Annotated in this window: 14 protein-coding genes; 1 reads left to right on the top strand and 13 read right to left on the bottom strand. The window is 62.8% G+C overall.

Annotated features, from left to right (window positions below; genetic code table 11):
• Positions 1–658: 658 nt before the first annotated feature.
• The gene (locus tag D5125_04440; GenBank protein QFY88784.1) at positions 659–895 is read left to right on the top strand and encodes a hypothetical protein; all 237 of its coding nucleotides are present in this window, start codon (positions 659–661) and stop codon (positions 893–895) included.
• 340 nt (positions 896–1,235) lie between these two features.
• Here D5125_04440 and D5125_04435 read toward each other — a convergent pair whose 3' ends face one another.
• The 13 genes from D5125_04435 to D5125_04375 all read right to left on the bottom strand — a co-directional run bounded on the left by D5125_04435 (position 1,236) and on the right by D5125_04375 (position 16,642).
• The gene (locus D5125_04435; GenBank protein ID QFY88783.2) at positions 1,236–1,739 is read right to left on the bottom strand and encodes a SprT-like domain-containing protein; all 504 of its coding nucleotides are present in this window, start codon (positions 1,737–1,739) and stop codon (positions 1,236–1,238) included.
• Between the two features lie 8 nt (positions 1,740–1,747).
• Positions 1,748–3,040, bottom strand: coding sequence for a phosphoribosylamine--glycine ligase (gene purD / locus D5125_04430; protein QFY88782.1), 1,293 nt, complete (start codon positions 3,038–3,040; stop codon positions 1,748–1,750).
• Between the two features lie 207 nt (positions 3,041–3,247).
• Positions 3,248–4,795, bottom strand: coding sequence for a bifunctional phosphoribosylaminoimidazolecarboxamide formyltransferase/IMP cyclohydrolase (gene purH / locus D5125_04425; protein ID QFY88781.1), 1,548 nt, complete (start codon positions 4,793–4,795; stop codon positions 3,248–3,250).
• A gap of 129 nt (positions 4,796–4,924) precedes the next feature.
• Positions 4,925–5,992, bottom strand: a complete 1,068-nt coding sequence (locus tag D5125_04420; GenBank protein QFY88780.1) for a chemotaxis response regulator protein-glutamate methylesterase — start codon at positions 5,990–5,992, stop codon at positions 4,925–4,927.
• Between the two features lie 56 nt (positions 5,993–6,048).
• On the bottom strand, positions 6,049–6,645 hold the full coding sequence (locus tag D5125_04415) for a chemotaxis protein CheD (protein QFY88779.1): 597 nt from the start codon (positions 6,643–6,645) through the stop codon (positions 6,049–6,051).
• Between the two features lie 2 nt (positions 6,646–6,647).
• Positions 6,648–7,469 carry an SAM-dependent methyltransferase gene (locus D5125_04410; protein QFY88778.1) on the bottom strand — a complete coding sequence of 274 codons (822 nt, stop codon included), beginning with the start codon at positions 7,467–7,469 and terminating at the stop codon, positions 6,648–6,650.
• A gap of 12 nt (positions 7,470–7,481) precedes the next feature.
• On the bottom strand, positions 7,482–8,057 hold the full coding sequence (locus D5125_04405; GenBank protein QFY88777.1) for a purine-binding chemotaxis protein CheW: 576 nt from the start codon (positions 8,055–8,057) through the stop codon (positions 7,482–7,484).
• A 10-nt stretch (positions 8,058–8,067) separates the two neighbouring features.
• Complete coding sequence (locus D5125_04400; protein ID QFY88776.2) at positions 8,068–10,041, bottom strand: methyl-accepting chemotaxis protein; 1,974 nt, start codon at positions 10,039–10,041, stop codon at positions 8,068–8,070.
• 198 nt (positions 10,042–10,239) lie between these two features.
• Positions 10,240–10,836 carry a purine-binding chemotaxis protein CheW gene (locus tag D5125_04395; protein QFY88775.1) on the bottom strand — a complete coding sequence of 199 codons (597 nt, stop codon included), beginning with the start codon at positions 10,834–10,836 and terminating at the stop codon, positions 10,240–10,242.
• The gene (locus D5125_04390) at positions 10,836–13,535 is read right to left on the bottom strand and encodes a methyl-accepting chemotaxis protein (protein ID QFY88774.1); all 2,700 of its coding nucleotides are present in this window, start codon (positions 13,533–13,535) and stop codon (positions 10,836–10,838) included. The genes D5125_04395 and D5125_04390 overlap by 1 nt, the downstream gene beginning before the upstream one ends.
• Before the next feature lie 76 nt (positions 13,536–13,611).
• Positions 13,612–15,789, bottom strand: a complete 2,178-nt coding sequence (locus tag D5125_04385; GenBank protein QFY88773.1) for a chemotaxis protein CheA — start codon at positions 15,787–15,789, stop codon at positions 13,612–13,614.
• Positions 15,790–15,953: 164 nt separating this feature from the next.
• Positions 15,954–16,277, bottom strand: a complete 324-nt coding sequence (locus tag D5125_04380) for an STAS domain-containing protein (GenBank protein ID QFY88772.1) — start codon at positions 16,275–16,277, stop codon at positions 15,954–15,956.
• Complete coding sequence (locus D5125_04375) at positions 16,274–16,642, bottom strand: response regulator (GenBank protein ID QFY88771.1); 369 nt, start codon at positions 16,640–16,642, stop codon at positions 16,274–16,276. Before D5125_04375 ends, D5125_04380 begins: the two co-directional genes overlap by 4 nt.
• Positions 16,643–16,658: the final 16 nt, after the last annotated feature.

Raw genomic sequence — 16,658 nt, 5'->3', positions numbered from 1 at the left:
GGGTATCCATCGCCAACGGCAACCCCGGATTCCGCCCTTCGACAGGCTTCCTGTGCTGAGCATCGTCGAAGCAAGGACATCGCTCCACTCCATCCGGGCCACTTCTTCCTCATTCTTCTCTGTGTCCTTTGCGCTCCTTTGCGTCCTCTGCGTCCATTCTCTTCAGCACTTCGCCAACGGCAACCCCGGATTCCGCCCTTCGACAGGCTTCCTGTGCTGAGCATCGTCGAAGCAAGGACATCGCTCCACTCCGTCCGGGCCACTTCTTCCTCATTCTTCTCTGCGTCCTTTGCGCTCCTTTGCGTCCTCTGCGTCCATTCTCTTCAGCACTTCGCCAACGGCAACCCCGGATTCCGTTTCACTGCATCCGGGCTACGGGGCTTCTTCCTCATTCTTCTCTGCGTCCCATCGATTGTTCTCGTTCCCACTCAGCGCGTGGAGACGAGAAAATACCCTAACGCTCATGGGGCGGACAGCACCACCCCGGAACATGAAACCCTTATTCGTCTGTGGGAGCGGGCTTGCCCGCGATGGCCGCTGGCACTGTGCCGGCGGCTTTCGCGGCTAAAACCGCTCCTACAGGTCGTTGCTGTTGTTTCACAGTAAAACTCAGCTAAAATGTGACGCATGATCCGATCCAGGGGAGAGGAGATAAGCCATGGCCGACAATATTGACAACCTGATCATTGAACATTTACGCGCCATGCGTAACGACCTGCGTGAATTCCGCCAAGAGACCCGCGAGGATTTCTCCTCCATCAAGCAACGCATCAACTCCCTGGAAAGAGCCATGGCTACCCTGCACGAGGATAATGCCAACATCCAGCTGCGGCTGGACCGGCATGACAACCGCCTCGATCGTATTGAACGCCGACTTGAGCTTGCCGATGCATAGTTTCTCCTTCCCACGCGCTGCGGATCAGTCTCGACCAAAGCGGGATTTTGCTATTTCCTGCATGGGCTAACGATCGAGAATCAATGACCAGGGGGCCCAGGCCGCCTGATCGCGTTTTGACTGCCCCTTCCGCCATAAAACACCTGTGCTATATTTGCCTCAATTCTGAGGAAGCTCCATGCGCCCACTACTGGACCCCACCAACGACTACGTCTTCAAGCGCCTGTTTGCCGAGGCGCCGGAGCTATTGGTCTCGCTGATCAACGATCTGCGTCCGGACCTGCCCCCATTTCTTTGTAAATGGTAAAGTGTCACCGTAATTCCTAAATCCGACAGGCTCCTAGACCCGCTGTAACAGACTGCCGCAATAGCGGCACAGATAATTGCGCTCGCCGCGCAGGATGCGGTTGTGGCGGGTGGTGCTGAGCTGGTGTTCGCGGCAGGGGCAGCGGTAGGGCCAGCGGCGTTGGCTGTGGCCAGGCGGGGTAACGGCGAAGCTGTGGCAGCGCTGGGCATCGGCTATGCCCAGGTGGGCCATCACCGCTCGCCACTCGGGCCCGTGGGGGCGGGCCCTGGGATGGAGCAGGCGGGTGACCACATGGGCCACCTCGTGGGGTACGGTCTGCTGGATGAAGGCTTCGGGCTGGGGCTTGGCCAGGGCCAGATTGTAGCGGATGCGGGTTTCGCCCTGGGCCCAGACCGCCTGACCTGCGGCCTTGCCGCGCAGATCACAGAGCACCCGGACCTGGGCGCGGCACCGACCGGCCCCGCGCAGCAGGGGCTCGGCCTGGGCCAGACAGGCCAGGGTGGCCTGCCGCAGTTGTTGCTCTAGTTCTTCCTGCAAATCCAGATTCAGGGCTCGGCCTGCTCCCGGGCTATGGCTCGGTAGCCTATGTCGTGGCGATAGAAGCAGCCGTTCCAGTGAATCTCGGCCGCCAGGGCGTAGGCCCTGGCCTGGGCCTGGGCTACGCTATCACCTAAGGCGGTGGCGCAGAGCACCCGTCCGCCGCTCGTGATCACCTGGCCGTCTTGCAGCGCCGTGCCGGCGTGAAAGACCTTGGCATCGGCGCTGTCCGCTCCATCCAGGCCGCTGATCGGCTCGCCCTTGGCGTAGCTGCCGGGATAGCCACCAGCGGCCAGCACCACGCCCAGGGCGGCGCGTTGATCCCAGAGGCTGTGTTCCAGGTCCAGCTCGCCCTTGAGGGCGGCCAGGCAGTGGGCCACCAGGTCCGATTGCAGACGCATGAGAATCGGCTGGGTCTCGGGGTCGCCGAAGCGGCAGTTGTATTCGATGACCCGAGGCGCGCCCTCGGCATCCAGCATCAAACCGGCATAGAGAAAACCGGTGTAGGGCATGCCCTCGGCAGCCATGCCGCGCACCGTGGGGAAGATCACCTCGTCCATGATGCGCATGTAGGCGATATCCGTCACCACCGGTGCCGGCGAATAGGCACCCATGCCGCCGGTATTCGGACCGGTATCGCCATCGCCCACCCGCTTGTGGTCCTGGCTGGTGGCCATGGGCAGGACGTTGTGACCATCGACCATGACGATGAAGCTGGCCTCCTCGCCCTGCAGAAACTCCTCGATCACCACGCGATGCCCGGCCTCGCCGAAGGCATTGCCGGCCAGCATGTCGCGCACCGCCGCCTCCGCCTGCTCCAGGGTCTCGGCGACGATCACCCCCTTGCCCGCCGCCAGGCCATCGGCCTTGATCACGATGGGCGCGCCCTGCTGCTGCAGGTAGGCCAGGGCCGGTTCCAGCTCGGAGAAGGTGGCGTAGTCGGCGGTGGGGATGTTGTGCCGGGCGAGAAACGCCTTGGTGAAGGCCTTTGAACCCTCCAGCTGAGCCGCCGCCTGGGTCGGACCAAAGCAGGCCAGACCCGCCGCCTGAAAGGCATCCACCAGCCCCAGCACCAGCGGCGCCTCGGGGCCGACGATGGTCAGATCAATCGCACGCTCCCGGGCAAACGCCACCAGGGCCGGAATATCATCCACGGAGATGGCCACATTCTCCATCCCCGGCTCCCGCGCCGTACCGGCATTGCCCGGTGCCACATAGACCCGCGTCGTCAGCGGTGAGCGCGCCACCTTCCAGGCCAGGGCATGCTCCCGACCGCCACTACCAATGATCAATAGGTTCATTTGTTTACCTCGTCAGCTGCCAGCGGTCAGCTGCCAGCCTTCAGCTATCAGCTTTAATTTGCAGAAAGTACTCGTCTTTACTGTGAAACATCCATGGCAATTTACGAGTCCCGAAGCCACCAAGAAACGTTTCATGCTCCTGGGTATCGCTGCTCGCTCCATGAGCGTTAAGCTGGCTGCTGACCGCTGGCGGCTGGCCGCTGAAAATCAATGCCGGAAATGGCGCATGCCGGTGAAGACCATGGCCATGCCGTGCTCGTTGGCGGCCTGGATGACCTCTTCATCGCGCATTGAGCCGCCGGGCTGGATCACCGCCACTATGCCCGCCTCGGCGGCGTTGTCTATGCCGTCGCGGAAGGGGAAGAAAGCGTCTGAGGCCATCACCGAGCCCTTCACCTCAAGCCCCGCCTGTTCGGCCTTGATGGCGGCGATGCGCGCCGAGTTGACCCGGCTCATCTGGCCCGCGCCGACGCCTATGGTCATGCTGTCACGGCCATAGACGATGGCATTGGACTTGACGAACTTGGCTACCCGCCAGCTGAACAGCAGATCACGCATCTCCTCCTCGCTGGGCTGGCGCTCGCTCACCACCTTGACCTCCTGGGTCAGTAGCAGGTCGGCGCTTTGTACCAGCAGGCCGCCATTGACCCGTTTGAAGTCCAGCCGCTCGGCCGCCTCGCCCCAGCTGCCGCACTCCAGCAGGCGCACATTCTTCTTGCTGGCGATCACCTCCAGCGCCTTGGAGGAGATCTTGGGGGCGATGATCACCTCGACGAACTGGCGCTCCACAATCGCCTGGGCGGTTTCTTTGTCCAGCTTGCCGTTGCAGGCGATGATGCCGCCGAAGGCCGACTCCGGGTCGGTGCTGTAGGCCCGCTCGTAGGCCTCCAGCAGGGTGGTGCCCATGGCCACGCCGCAGGGGTTGGCGTGCTTGACGATGACGCAGGCCGGGCCTTCATCGAACTGTTTGATGCACTCCAGGGCGGCATCGGTATCGGCGATGTTGTTGTAGGACAGCTCCTTGCCCTGCAGCTGGCGGGCACGGGCGATGGAGCCGGGCGGGGCCTGGTCCTCAACGAAAAAGGCAGCACTCTGATGCGGGTTCTCACCGTAGCGCATGGCCTGCGCCTGACGTACCTGCAGGTTGAAGGTGCGCGGCAGGGGGCTGGGCTCCTTGCTTACCCGCTTGCCCAGATAATTGGCGATCATGCCGTCATAACGGGCGGTGTGCTCAAAGGCCTTTACCGCCAGATCAAAGCGGGTCTCGGGGCTGATGCCGCCCTTGGCCATCTCCTTGAGCACCCGGTTGTAATCGGCGCTATCCACCAGCACGGTGACGTCCCTGTGGTTCTTGGCCGCGGCGCGCAGCAGGGTCGGTCCGCCGATGTCGATATTCTCGATGGCCTCTTCCAGGCTGCAATCGGGCCGGGCCACTGTGGCCTCGAAGGGATAGAGATTGACCAGGATCAGGTCGATGCGACCGATATCGTTGTCCGCCATCACGGCATCGTCCTGCCCGCGCCGACCCAGGATGCCACCGTGGATCTTCGGGTGCAGGGTCTTCACCCGACCATCCATCATTTCCGGGAAGCCGGTGTATTGGGATACCTCGGTCACCGAGATGTTGTTCTCGGTGAGCAGCTTGGCGGTGCCGCCGGTGGAAAGGATCTCAACCCCGCGCTCGGCCAGGGCGCGGGCAAAATCAACAATGCCGGTCTTGTCGGAGACGCTGATCAAGGCTCTTTTGATGCTCATGGGCTCTCTCTGGTTGGTTAGATGAAGGGGTATTTTCTCACGGAGGCGGGGGGATGACAGCGATTTATCGAGAAAAAGGGCCTAAGGCTCGACAGACCCGCTGGGCTGCCAGGAGTCGGCCCGAGTGTCTCAATGCCAGCCGATGATGGCCTCGGGGATCTTGTCCAGGGGCAGTTCGCGTTCTACCGCGCCCAGTTTCATGGCCTCCTTGGGCATGCCATAGACCACGCAGCTGGGCTCGTCCTGACCCAGGGTGCGGGCACCGGCGTCACGCATTTCCTTCAGCCCGCGGGCACCGTCATCGCCCATGCCGGTCATGATGATGCCCAGGGCGTTGGCCCCAGCGGCATTGGCCACCGAGCGGAACAGTACGTCCACCGAGGGGCGGTGACGGCTGACCAGGGGGCCGTCCTTGATCTCTACCCGGTACTGGGCACCGCTGATACGCATCAGCATGTGCTTGCCGCCGTTGGCAATGAGCACCTGACCGGGGATGACGCGGTCGCCATTCTCGGCCTCCTTGACCCGTACCTGGCAGATGCTGTCCAGGCGGTTGGCGAAGGCGGCGGTGAATTGCTCGGGCATGTGCTGCACCACGACGATGCCGGTAACGGTGCGCGGCAGACGGGTGAGTACCCGCTCCAGGGCCTGGGTGCCGCCGGTGGAGGTGCCAATGGCCACCACCTTGTCGGTGGTGCCGCCGATACTGGAGCGCGGGGCGCGGGCGAGCACCTCATCGGCGCTCAGCTTGGCGCTGGTCACCGGGGTGGGGGCGGACCTGGCCCCGCTCATCCTGCTCAGGCGGGCGTGGGCCGCGCCCTTGATGGCGTCGGCCAGGCGGGTGTTGGATTCCTGCAGAAAGCCCTTCAGCCCCATCTTGGGCTTGGTGATGATATCCACCGCGCCGGCCGACATGGCCTGCATGGTCACCTCGGCACCCTTGTCGGTCAGGGTCGAGCAGATGATCACCGGGGTGGGCCGCTCGGCCATGATCTTGCGCAGGAAGGTAACCCCGTCCATGCGCGGCATTTCAATGTCCAGGATGATGACATCCGGCCACTGCCGCTCCATCTCCTTGAGGGCGAACAGGGGGTCGCGGGCGGTGGCGATCACCTGGATGCCGCTCATCTTGCCCAGCTGCTCCGCCAGCACCTGGCGCACCACGGCGGAGTCGTCAACGATCATTACTTTTATCATGAGAATACGGGACTCGGAGTTCGGGGTTCGGGACTCGGGCCAAACCTAGGGGGCAATCACCAGAACTGAATTTCCGATTGCTGCTCTTCCTGCTCGCGCTGATTGATGGCCTTCTTCCAGTACTGCTGCTCCTTCTTTTCCACCTCGATGGTCTTGGAGCGGGCTATGGGTTTGACATAGACCGAGAAATCGGTGGAGACGAAGTGGATCACCCGGCCGTGGTCGCCGCCGAGGCCCTTGGACAGGACCGGGATCTTCTCCGCCTCCAGAAACTCCAGCACGAAGCGGCTGTTGACCTCCCCCACGGCAAAGAAGCTGTCGCTGCTGATACCGGGCAGGACGTTACCACCGCCGAATACCTTGGCCTTGAGGTTACGCTTCTGCGCCCCGGCCTTGAGCATATTGTTGATCAGCAGCTCCATGGCGTAAAGCCCGTAGCGGCCCGCCTCGCTGGCGATGACCGGCATATCCTTGCTGTAGCGCTTGTTGGCCAGCAGAAAATGGTTCATGCCCATGACCCGCATCACCGGGTCATACAGACAGGCGGCGACGCAGGAGCCGAGCAGGGTGGAGATCATGAACTGACGGTCCCGGCTCACATGCTGTTCGCCAGGGTGGATGGTAACCCGTTTTTCGGCCGGCCAGGACTTCATGCTCAGGCCTTCTGGAATACCGATGGGCGGACCATCTTCAACTTGCTGGTGATGCCGTGCAGGCTCTCGGAATGGCTGATGAAGAAGTAGCCGCCCGGCACCAGGGCCTCGATGATGCGTTCCACCACGTCTTTCTTGGTTCCCGGATCGAAGTAGATCATCACGTTGCGCAGGAAGATGACCTGAAACTTGCCCAGTTGGCCGAGGTCGTCTTTCAGGTTGATCTGGGTGAAGCGGGTACGCGCCCTGAGCGGCTTGTCGATGAGGAAATAACCGGCCTGGGCGCGTACCCCCTTGAGGCAATACTTGCGCATCAGCTCAGGCGCAATGCCCTGGGTGCGCTCCAGGGAATACAGTCCCCTGCGCGCCTGTTGCAGTACCTGGCTGTTGATGTCCGAGCCGATCACCTCCCAGGGCCGTTCGCGCAGGGTCTCGGCCAGCACCATGGCCAGGGTATAAATCTCCTCACCGGTGGAGCTGGCGGCGCTCCAGACCCGCACCGGCCCCTTGCTGGCCAGCCCCGGCAGCAGGGTCTTGAGGTATTCGAAGTGGGCCGGTTCGCGGAAGAAGTAGGTCTCGTTGGTGGTCAGGCAGTCCACCATCACCTGAAACTCCCGCCGCTGGGCGGGGTCGGTGACCAGCCGGTAGTACTGACCAAATCGGGTGAAGCCGTGGGCGCGCAGACGCTTGTTCAGACGCCCCTGCACCAGCACCTTCTTGGCCGGGGGCAGGAAAATGCCTGCCGTGTCGTGCAGCAATTTCTGAAAACGCTTGAATTCGTCGTCCGTGATCGGCTCGACCTGAAAATCGATTTCCTGATCCATGGCGGGTTTCGGTCAATCCGCTCCCCGTGCCGCTTCCGCCGTGGCTGCGGGCAGGTTGGCCGCCCCGCCGGGCAGCATATACTGGGCCAGCTCGCCCATGGAGAGCACATGGCCGATATCGAGCAGGGCGATGAACTGCTCGTCCACCCGGGCCATGCGCTGGATGAAGTCGATGCGGATGTCGGTGCCAAAGTCCGGCGGCGGCTGCATGCAGTCCTGGCGGATCTCAAGGATCTCGTTCACCTCATCCACCAGCATGCCGATGGTCTGACGGTCGCTGTTCTCCACCTCGCACTCCACCAGCACGATGCAGCTGCGCCGGGTCATCGGGCATCTGCCCCGGCCCAGACGGCTGCCCAGGTTGATCACCGGCACCACGTTGCCGCGCAGGTTGATCACCCCCTGAATGAAGTCAGGGGTCATGGGCACTCGGGTCATGACGCCTACCTCGATGATCTCCTTGACATCGAGAATACCGATGGCCAGGCTCTCCCCCTGCACATGGAAGGTCAGATACTGATTGGCCTCATCGACCACCAGATTCGTCCCCGTGCCGGGTTGTTGGTCCGTGGTTGCTAGTTCACCCATGGCGGGCTCCTCAGAATCGCTCGAAGTCACTCATGTCCAGATCACCCTCATCGGTCTCATCGCGGGATGAAGACCTGGACTCCAGGCGCTTGGGGGCGGCGGTCGGCTTCTTGGCGGCCTTGGCGGCCCCGGAGCGGCGGGGTGCGCCGCCACCGGACTGACTGCCGGAGAGCTTGAAGAAGGCCACCGCCTGTTGCAGGTTCTCGGCCTGGGCGCTGAGCTCCTCGGAAGTGGCCGCGAGTTGCTCGGAGGAAGAGGCATTCTGTTGAGTGGCCTTGTCCAGTTGGTCCATGGCGCTGTTGATCTGCGCCACGCCGCTGGCCTGTTCTTCGGATGCGGCGGAGATCTCCTGCACCAGGTCGGCGGTCTTCTTGATGCTGGGGACCATCTCCTCCAGCAGCTTGCCCGCCTCCTCGGCGATGCTCACGCTGTTGGTGGCCAGTTCGTTGATCTCCTGGGCGGTGACGCGGCTGTTCTCCGCCAGCTTGCGCACCTCGGCGGCGACCACGGTGAAGCCCTTGCCGTGCTCGCCGGCACGGGCCGCCTCGATGGCGGCATTCAGCGACAGCAGATTGGTCTTGTAGGCGATGTCCTCGATCAGGCCGATCTTGCTGGCGATCTCCTTCATCGCCTTCACCGTGCGACCAACCGCCTCGCCGCCGCGTTCGGCCTCACCGGCGGAGCGGGTGGCCATGCCGTCGGTGACGCGCGCATTCTCGGCGTTCTGTTGTACCGAGGCGTTGAGCTGCTCCACCGAAGCGGTGGTCTCCTCTACGCTGGCGGCCTGCTCGGTGGCACCCTGGCTCAGGGTCTGCGCCGTGGCGCTGATCTCCTGCGAGGCGCTGGCCAGATTATCGGCGCCGCCGCGCACCCGGCCGATGACATCGCCCAGCTGCTCGGCCATCTCAATCATCGAGGCATAGAGGCCGGTGGCCTGGTCGCGGTTATCAAAGTGCATGGCCAGATCCCCCTCGGCGATGCGACGGGCCACGGCGGCCATGTCGGCCGGTTCGCCGCCCAGGGGTTTCTTGATCACCCGCACCAGGAACCAGGACAGGAAGATGGCGACAAAGAAGGCCACGCCGGAGATGATCAGCACGGTCTGCACGGTATTTTCGTTGCTCTGCTGCACCTGCGGGCCCAGGATGTCCTGATCCTTCTGCACCGAGAGCTTGACCTCTTCGGTGGCATCGGCCACCAGCGGGCCAATGCGATCCAGGGTGCCGCTGATGACCTTGTTGCGCTCGACGATGATCTCATTGATCTCATCCCAGGCCTTGGCGTACTTCTCCATGGCGCTTTTAAAGTCGGCCAGCAGGCGGCGGCGCTCGGGATTGTCCAGGTTCTGATCCAGCACCCTGAGCCGCTCGCTCAGGTTCTGGTCCAGCTCCTTGTGGGCGCGCTCGGCGTCCTCCGCCTCATTGGTGGTCAGGTAACGGTTGACGTAGAGACGCGCCTGCATCACCGCCGCCCGCACATCACCGGCGCTGACGGCGGCCTCGGTGTCGCCATCCTTGCGTGCGGACTGCATGATGGCGGTCACCGCCTCACCCATGGCCAGGCCGTTGGGGTCCAGGTCGTCGTCCACGATCTTGTTACGCCTGTGCATGAAATCCACCACCTGGAAGAAGCCGCGCTCGTATTCAGCCACGGACTTCTTCACAAAGGCGACCCGCTCGGCCCGCTCCGGCTTCTGGATCTCGCGCGTGGCCTCGTCCACCAACTCCCCCAGCACCTTGTATCTTTCCTTGAAGTTCTCCACCGCAGCGTCGCTGTGCTTGCGCAGGTAGTTGATGGCGGATATGCGCACAATCAGCATATTGGCCTGCACCCGCCCGGCCAGGTTGGCATCGCGGGCCAGGCCGCGGTAGTCGGTAAAGCCCTGGATGGCGGTGCCCAGACCCATGTAGGCGGACACCGACACCACCAACAGCAAGGCCATGACGGCGGCAAAGCCCAGACTGATCTGGGTACTCAACTTCATATTCAATTGCATGACACGCTCTCCCAAGATAAAAGGCCTGGCGTTGGCCCCCAACAAAACAAAAATCGTAACGGTTTAACCACAAACCCAAGCTGGCGAAGCCTGAAGGACGCAGAGATAACAGAGAAGCTCAGAGGACCCTAAGGGTTAACTTTTTCTTTGCGCTTAAAGCGCTTCACAAATCTGCACTGTTCGCGCTCATTCATCCGCTGGTCCCAGGCCGCTGCCTTCGGCGAAGCTGGCCAGCTCCTGTAGCTGTTCCATATCGCCCCGGTTGAGCACATGGTTCATGTTCAGCAGCACGATAAAGATGTCCTCCACCCGGCCCATGGCGCGGATAAAGTCGGTGCGCATGCGTCCGCCCACCTTGGGCGGCGGTTGCAGGTGTTCCGGGTCTATCTCCAGGATCTCGTTGACCTCGTCCACCAGTATGCCCAGACTCAGGTCTTCCCGTGCCACCCGGATCTCCACCACCACGATGCAGGTGCGCTTGCCGATGTCCTGACGCTCACGGCCCAGGCGTACCGCCAGGTCGATCACCGGCAGCACATTGCCACGCAGATTGACCACCCCACGCACGAAGTCCGGTGCCAGGGGCACTGAGGTCATCATGCCCACCTCGATGATCTCGCGGATATCCAGGATATCCACGGCAAAGCGCTCGTTGGCCACCGAGAAGGTCAGGCACTGAATGCCCTCGTTCTGGCCCGCCTGGCCGGTCTGCTCCGCTCCCTCGGCCGGGGCCAGTTGACCAGGCCGCTGCGCGTCCTGGTTCACTACGGTTGCCTGGGTCATCAGTCTCCTCCCCGGTCAAGCTGAAAGAAAGCCACCGCCTGTTGCAGGTTCTCCGCCTGGGCGCTGAGTTCCTCGGAGGTGGCGGCCAGTTGTTCGGAGGCCGAAGCGCTCTGCTGGGTGGCCTGGTCCAGCTGGCTCATGGCGCTGTTGATCTGGGCCACGCCGCTGGACTGCTCTTCGGAAGCGGCGGAGATCTCCTGCACCAGATCGGCGGTCTTCTTGATACTGGGCACCATCTGTTCGAGCAGCTTGCCGGCCTGCTCGGCCACATCGACGCTGTTGGTGGCCAGCTGGTTGATCTCCTGCGCCGTGGCACGGCTGTTCTCCGCCAGCTTGCGCACCTCGGCGGCGACCACGGTAAAGCCCTTGCCGTGCTCGCCGGCGCGGGCGGCCTCGATGGCGGCGTTGAGCGAGAGCAGGTTGGTCTTGTAGGCGATATCCTCGATCAGGCCGATCTTGCCGGCGATCTCCTTCATTGCCTTGACCGTGCGCGCCACTGCCTCGCCGCCGTGCTCGGCCTCGGCGGCGGAGCGGGTGGCCATGCCGTCGGTGACCCTGGCGTTTTCCGTGTTCTGCTGCACCGAGGCGTTGAGCTGTTCGGTGGAGGCGGTGACCTCCTCCACGCTGGCGGCCTGTTCCGTGGCACCCTGGCTAAGGGTCTGGGCGGTGGCGCTGACCTCTTGGGAGGCGCTGGCCAGGTTGTCTGCCCCGCTGCGAACATCGCGGATGATGCGGCTGAGGTTGGCCAGCATGTCCTTCATCGCCTGTAGCAGCTGACCGGTCTCGTCCTTGCCATCCACCGCGATGCGCTGATCGAGCTGGCCCTCGGCCATGGCCCTGGCCACCTCCACGCTCTGCCGGATCGGCCGGGTGATACTGCCGGCCAGCAGGTAGGCGATGAATACCACGGCGGCGGTGAGCACCGCGCCCAGGATCAGGATCAGGCGCACCAGCGCGTTCACCGGCTGCATCACCTCGGCCTCGTCGATCTCTGCCAGCACCGCCCAGCGGCTGTCACCCACGCTCAGCGGAGAGAAAGAGGAGAGTACCGGGTTGCCGTTGTAGTCGATGACGATGCGCGTGTCGCTGACCCCGGCCAGGGCCTCGTGGGAGGCCTCGGTGTCCACCCCGTTCTTTTCCACCGTACCGGCGAAGGAGGCCTTGATGCTGCGCCCGTTGGGGTCGAGGAAGGAGTCCGAGCGCATACGCTTGTCGCTGCCCACCAGATAGGTCTCGCCGGTCTCGCCCATGCCCTCGCGCTGCTGCATGATGGCGTTGATCACCTGGGTGGACATCTGCAGGGCCACCACCATCTCGATCTTGCCACCGGCCATTACCGGCATGGCGACAAAGGCGGCCGGTTCACCATTGCTGGGGGCGTAGGGGGCGAAGTCGCTGATGCCGAAGGCGCGGCTATCGAGCACCTGGCGTACCAGCTGGCCCAGGTTGCTGTCGCTGTATTTGCCCTTGACCATGTTGGTGCGGAAGTCGGCCTCCCGGCTCACGCTGTAGAACACAAAGCCCTTGGGGTCGATCAGGAAGAGGTCGTAATGGCCCTGGATCTCCTGATATTTGGCGAAGAACTCGCGGCCCTGATCGTCCACCGGGTTGAAGGCCTCGGCCACGTCCTTTTCCGCCAGGAAGGCCCAGGTCAGGTCATCGTCCAGTTTCAGCGGTGCCCAGGCGCTCAGCACCGGGTTGCCGTTGTAATCCTCGATTACCCCGGCACCGGCCTGGCCACGCAGGGCGGCGCGTACCGCCGGGGTGTCCACCCGGCCCTTGGCGGGGTTGGCAAAGGAGGCGACGATGGAGTGATTCTGCGGGTCAAGGAAGGAGTCGGAGCGCATCAGCAGGTCCGGGCCGACCAGATAGGTCTCGCCGGTTTTGCCCAGGCCGGTGCGGTCGGTCATCAGCCGGTTGATCGCCTCCAGGGAGATCTGTACCGCCATCACCCCGACCATCTTGCCGTCCAGCACCATGGGTACCCCGGCAAAGGCGGTGGGTTTGCCGTCGTTGGCGGCGTAGATCTCCACGTCCACCACCGCTTCGCCCTTGCGGCTGACCACCTTGCTCCACAGCCGTTGCAGCACGCTGTCCTTATAGGGGCCGTGGCGCATGTTGGTGCCCAGATCCGGGCGTTGGGCGGTGGAGAACATGACGTGGCCGTGGGCGGCGCAGATCATCAGCACGTCGTCAAACCCCGACTCCTTGGCCGCCGTGAGGACGTTCTGGCCAAAACGCCGGTAGATATCCTTGTAGGCAAAGCTGGTGACGTCGTAGGCCCCATCCGGGGTCACCCCGGTCTCGTTGTGGTAGCGGACCAGCTCGCGATACAGGCTCTGGGCATCTCCAGAGGCCGCCAGCACGCGCATGTCGGTCTTGTAGGCCTCGATGAAGCGCTGCAACTCGTTGCTCTTCAGGGTTTGCAGGGTCTGTAACTGGGTAAAGGCATCCTTGCGCACCGTGGCCACGGTCTCGCTCAGGCCTGCAAGCTCGCCCTTGAGCTTGTCGAAGTAGGATTGCAGCTGCACCATCTTCAGGCTGCGCATGGCATCAAGCTGGGCGTAGGAGCCCTCCAGCAGGGCCTTGCTGGCATTGCTGGTGGCAATATAGGCCACCAGGGTGAGGGGGATCAGGCTGACCAGGAGCATCAGCAGGATCAGCTTGGGTTGCATGCGAATATCTTTCAGGCGCAGCATGGGGTTACCTCAGATGATAGGTTGGTAAATAGCCAACTTGGCAATCGGGATTCGGGGCTGGGGCCGGGCCTTGCGTTCATGCCGATGCCTGGGTGATGAGTTCCTGTACATCCAGGATCAGGGCCACCTCGCCGGTGCCCAGCACGGTGGCGCCGCTGATGCCCTGCAGGCGCTCGAACACCTTGCCCAGGGGCTTGATCACCGTCTGCAACTCGCCGTACAGCTCATCCACCACAAAGCCGGCCTTGCTGCGCCCGGAGCGCACCACCACCAGGCTCTCGTGGCCGCTGGTCTGTTCCTCCTCGCCAGCGGCGGGGACGCTGAAATAGTTGCGCAGACGCAGATAGGGCAGGACCTCGCCGCGCAGATTGACGTAGCGCCGATCCTCATTCAGTTGCCAGCCGCCCTCGTCCATCTCCACGCATTCGCCCACCATGCTCAGGGGGATGATGTAGTTCTCCTTACCGGCACCGACCATGAAGCCGTCGATGATGGCCAGGGTCAGGGGCAGGTGGATGGTGATGGTGGTGCCCTCGCCGATCTCGCTATCCACCTCCACGGTGCCGCGCAGGGATTCGATATTGCGCTTGACCACGTCCATGCCGACGCCGCGGCCGGACAGGTCGCTGGCCTCCTGCTTGGTGCTCAGGCCCGGCTCGAAGATCAGCCGTAGCAGGTCCTGCTTGCTCATGCCCTGCTCGGGCTGGATCTTGCCCATGGCCTCGGCCTTGGCGCGCAGACGCTCGGTGTCCAGACCGGCACCGTCGTCCTTGATCTGGATGACGATGTGGCCGGAGTCGTGGAAGGCGTTCAGGTGTACCGTGCCGGTGGCCGGCTTGCCCTTGGCCTGGCGCACCTCGGGCAGTTCTATGCCGTGGTCCAGGGAGTTGCGGATCAGGTGGGTGAGGGGGTCGTTGATCTTCTCCACCACGGTCTTATCCAGCTCGGTGTCACCGCCGGTGATGACTAGGTCGATCTCCTTGCCCAGGTTTTTGCTCACATCCCGCACTACCCGGCGGAAGCGGGAGAAGGTGTCGCCGATCTGCACCATGCGCAATTGCAGGGCGTTGTCGCGGATCTCTTCCACCAGGTGTTCGACGCCGGAGACCACCTCCTCCATCTCGTTGTGGCCGCCGATATCCACCTGTAGCTTCATCGCCGCGCTGGAGATGACCAGCTCGCCCACCAGGTTGATCAGGTGGCCCAGCTTGTCGGCATCGACGCGGATGTATTTGGCCTCCTGGGCGACCTTTTCGCGGGTCTTTTCCTGTTTTTTCAAGGCCCCCTCGACCACCGCCTTGTCCACCACCTTGCGTTCCACCAGGATCTCGCCCAGGGGTCTGGGCTCGCTGGTCTCTTCCTCTTCGCCCGCGACGAACTGGCCCTGATCGCCCAGGGCGCGGCTGATCTCGGTCTCGGTGACCGCGCCTATGTCCACCAGGATCTCGCCGAGCCGGTTCAGCTCGGTCTCCGGCAGGGAGTTGAGCAGCTCCATGTAGTGTTCCAGCTTGGAGCTGGGCGAAAGAATACGGATGTCGCAGTCATCGCGGGCGAACTCAAACACGCTCTCGATGGATTTCTTGTCGGCATCGCTGTTGAAGGCGATGCGAAAGCCCAGGTAACAGCTCTCCGGGTCCATCTCCTCGGCGGCGGGCAGGTGGTGCAGGAAGCTGACGATGCTGTCGATCTCGCCCAGAGTCTTCAGATAACGCAGGAAGGACATGGGATCCAGGCCGTTGCGCAAGGCGTCGGGGCCGAATTCCAGGGAGATCATCCAGAAGTCGTTGCTGCTCTCGCCGCGTTCGTCCTTTTCCAGCCGACTGTCTTCGTTCACCGGGGTCATGGCGCTGCCCTTGCTGGCGTTCGCGCCGCCGGTGATGCGATTGAGCAGCTCCTCGCCACGCTGGATCAGCTCTTCGCTCAGGGCCTCCTCATCGCCGTGGAGGACGTGCTCCACCAGATTGATGCAGTGGTCGCGGCTCTCCAGCAGCACGGCGATCATGTCGCTGTCGATCTGCCGCTCGCCGTTGCGCACCCGGTCCATCTCGGTCTCGATGGGATGGGTAAATTCGACGATGCAGTCATAGCCAAATACCCCAGCTGCGCCCTTGATGGTGTGCATGGAGCGGAATACGCTGTTGAGCAGTTCGCTGTCGTCCGGGGCCTCTTCCAGGGAGAGCAGGGCGTCTTCCATCTCCTGCAACAGCTCGTTGGCCTCTTGGGCAAAGGTCAGTTTGGCGTCATCGTTACTCATCCTATATTCCTCAGTTAAGCCACAGAGATACGGAGATCACGGAGTTTTTCAATGAGTTGCATTTTAGGCCGGGTTGATCTGGCAGGTGTTGCACGGTTGCTTTTCTACACATTGATTTTTCTCTGTGCGCTCTGTGGCCCTGTGGCTAAATGCCCTTTTTGGGTTCATGGCTTTTGCCACTCTGCGGGTATCACCAGGGGGTCGCCAAAATGGGCGGAGAGATCGAGCAGTTCAAACACCTCGATCACCGCCTGGCTGTGGTTGACCAGATGCAGTGGCTTGCCCTTCTCCTTGGATTCCCGCTTGAGCATCATCAGCAGTTGCACGCCGGAGCTGTCCAGCTCCTGCACCTGGGCCAGGTCCAGCTCCAGGCCCTGTGACTGATTGAAATTACCCAGCAGGTCTTCCTTGATCTGGGCCGCCGTGTAGATGGTCATCTCCTCCCCCAGACTCAGCCGGGTGAGTTCCTTGCTGGCAGGCCTTTTCATGGCAGCACCAGTTTGGCCACGGCGTCCAGCATCTGCGGCGGCTTGAACGGCTTGACCACCCAGGCCTTGGCCCCGGCGGCCTTGCCTTCCATCATTTTGTCCTTGCCCGCCTCCGTGGTGAGCATGATCACCGGGGTAAACTTGTAGCGCGGGTGCTTTTTCACCTCCTTGAGGAAGGTGATGCCGTCCATGTTGGGCATGTTGACATCGCTGATGATCAGGTTGATCTTGTCGCCGGTCATCTTGCTCAGTGCATCCTTGCCGTCGCAGGCCTCAATGGTCTGATAACCGGCACCGCGCAGGGCTATGCCTACCACCTGACGGATGGAGGCCGAATCATCGACGATCAAAATGGTCTTGCTCATGGTTGAATCTCGTGGT

Source organism: gamma proteobacterium SS-5 (assembly GCA_009497875.2).
GTDB classification, from domain to species: domain Bacteria; phylum Pseudomonadota; class Gammaproteobacteria; order Chromatiales; family Chromatiaceae; genus Magnetovirga; species Magnetovirga frankeli.
This window is presented reverse-complemented; position numbering and strand designations above follow the sequence as displayed.

What these genes read in the sequence shown, in the direction of transcription:
- D5125_04440 (QFY88784.1), top strand. Translation starts at nt 659, where the DNA reads ATGGCCGACAATATTGACAACCTGATCATTGAACATTTACGCGCCATG.
- purD (QFY88782.1), bottom strand. Translation starts at nt 3,040, where the DNA reads ATGAACCTATTGATCATTGGTAGTGGCGGTCGGGAGCATGCCCTGGCC.
- purH (QFY88781.1), bottom strand. Translation starts at nt 4,795, where the DNA reads ATGAGCATCAAAAGAGCCTTGATCAGCGTCTCCGACAAGACCGGCATT.
- D5125_04420 (QFY88780.1), bottom strand. Translation starts at nt 5,992, where the DNA reads ATGATAAAAGTAATGATCGTTGACGACTCCGCCGTGGTGCGCCAGGTG.
- D5125_04415 (QFY88779.1), bottom strand. Translation starts at nt 6,645, where the DNA reads ATGAAGTCCTGGCCGGCCGAAAAACGGGTTACCATCCACCCTGGCGAA.
- D5125_04410 (QFY88778.1), bottom strand. Translation starts at nt 7,469, where the DNA reads ATGGATCAGGAAATCGATTTTCAGGTCGAGCCGATCACGGACGACGAA.
- D5125_04405 (QFY88777.1), bottom strand. Translation starts at nt 8,057, where the DNA reads ATGGGTGAACTAGCAACCACGGACCAACAACCCGGCACGGGGACGAAT.
- D5125_04400 (QFY88776.2), bottom strand. Translation starts at nt 10,041, where the DNA reads ATGAAGTTGAGTACCCAGATCAGTCTGGGCTTTGCCGCCGTCATGGCC.
- D5125_04395 (QFY88775.1), bottom strand. Translation starts at nt 10,836, where the DNA reads ATGACCCAGGCAACCGTAGTGAACCAGGACGCGCAGCGGCCTGGTCAA.
- D5125_04390 (QFY88774.1), bottom strand. Translation starts at nt 13,535, where the DNA reads ATGCTGCGCCTGAAAGATATTCGCATGCAACCCAAGCTGATCCTGCTG.
- D5125_04385 (QFY88773.1), bottom strand. Translation starts at nt 15,789, where the DNA reads ATGAGTAACGATGACGCCAAACTGACCTTTGCCCAAGAGGCCAACGAG.
- D5125_04380 (QFY88772.1), bottom strand. Translation starts at nt 16,277, where the DNA reads ATGAAAAGGCCTGCCAGCAAGGAACTCACCCGGCTGAGTCTGGGGGAG.
- D5125_04375 (QFY88771.1), bottom strand. Translation starts at nt 16,642, where the DNA reads ATGAGCAAGACCATTTTGATCGTCGATGATTCGGCCTCCATCCGTCAG.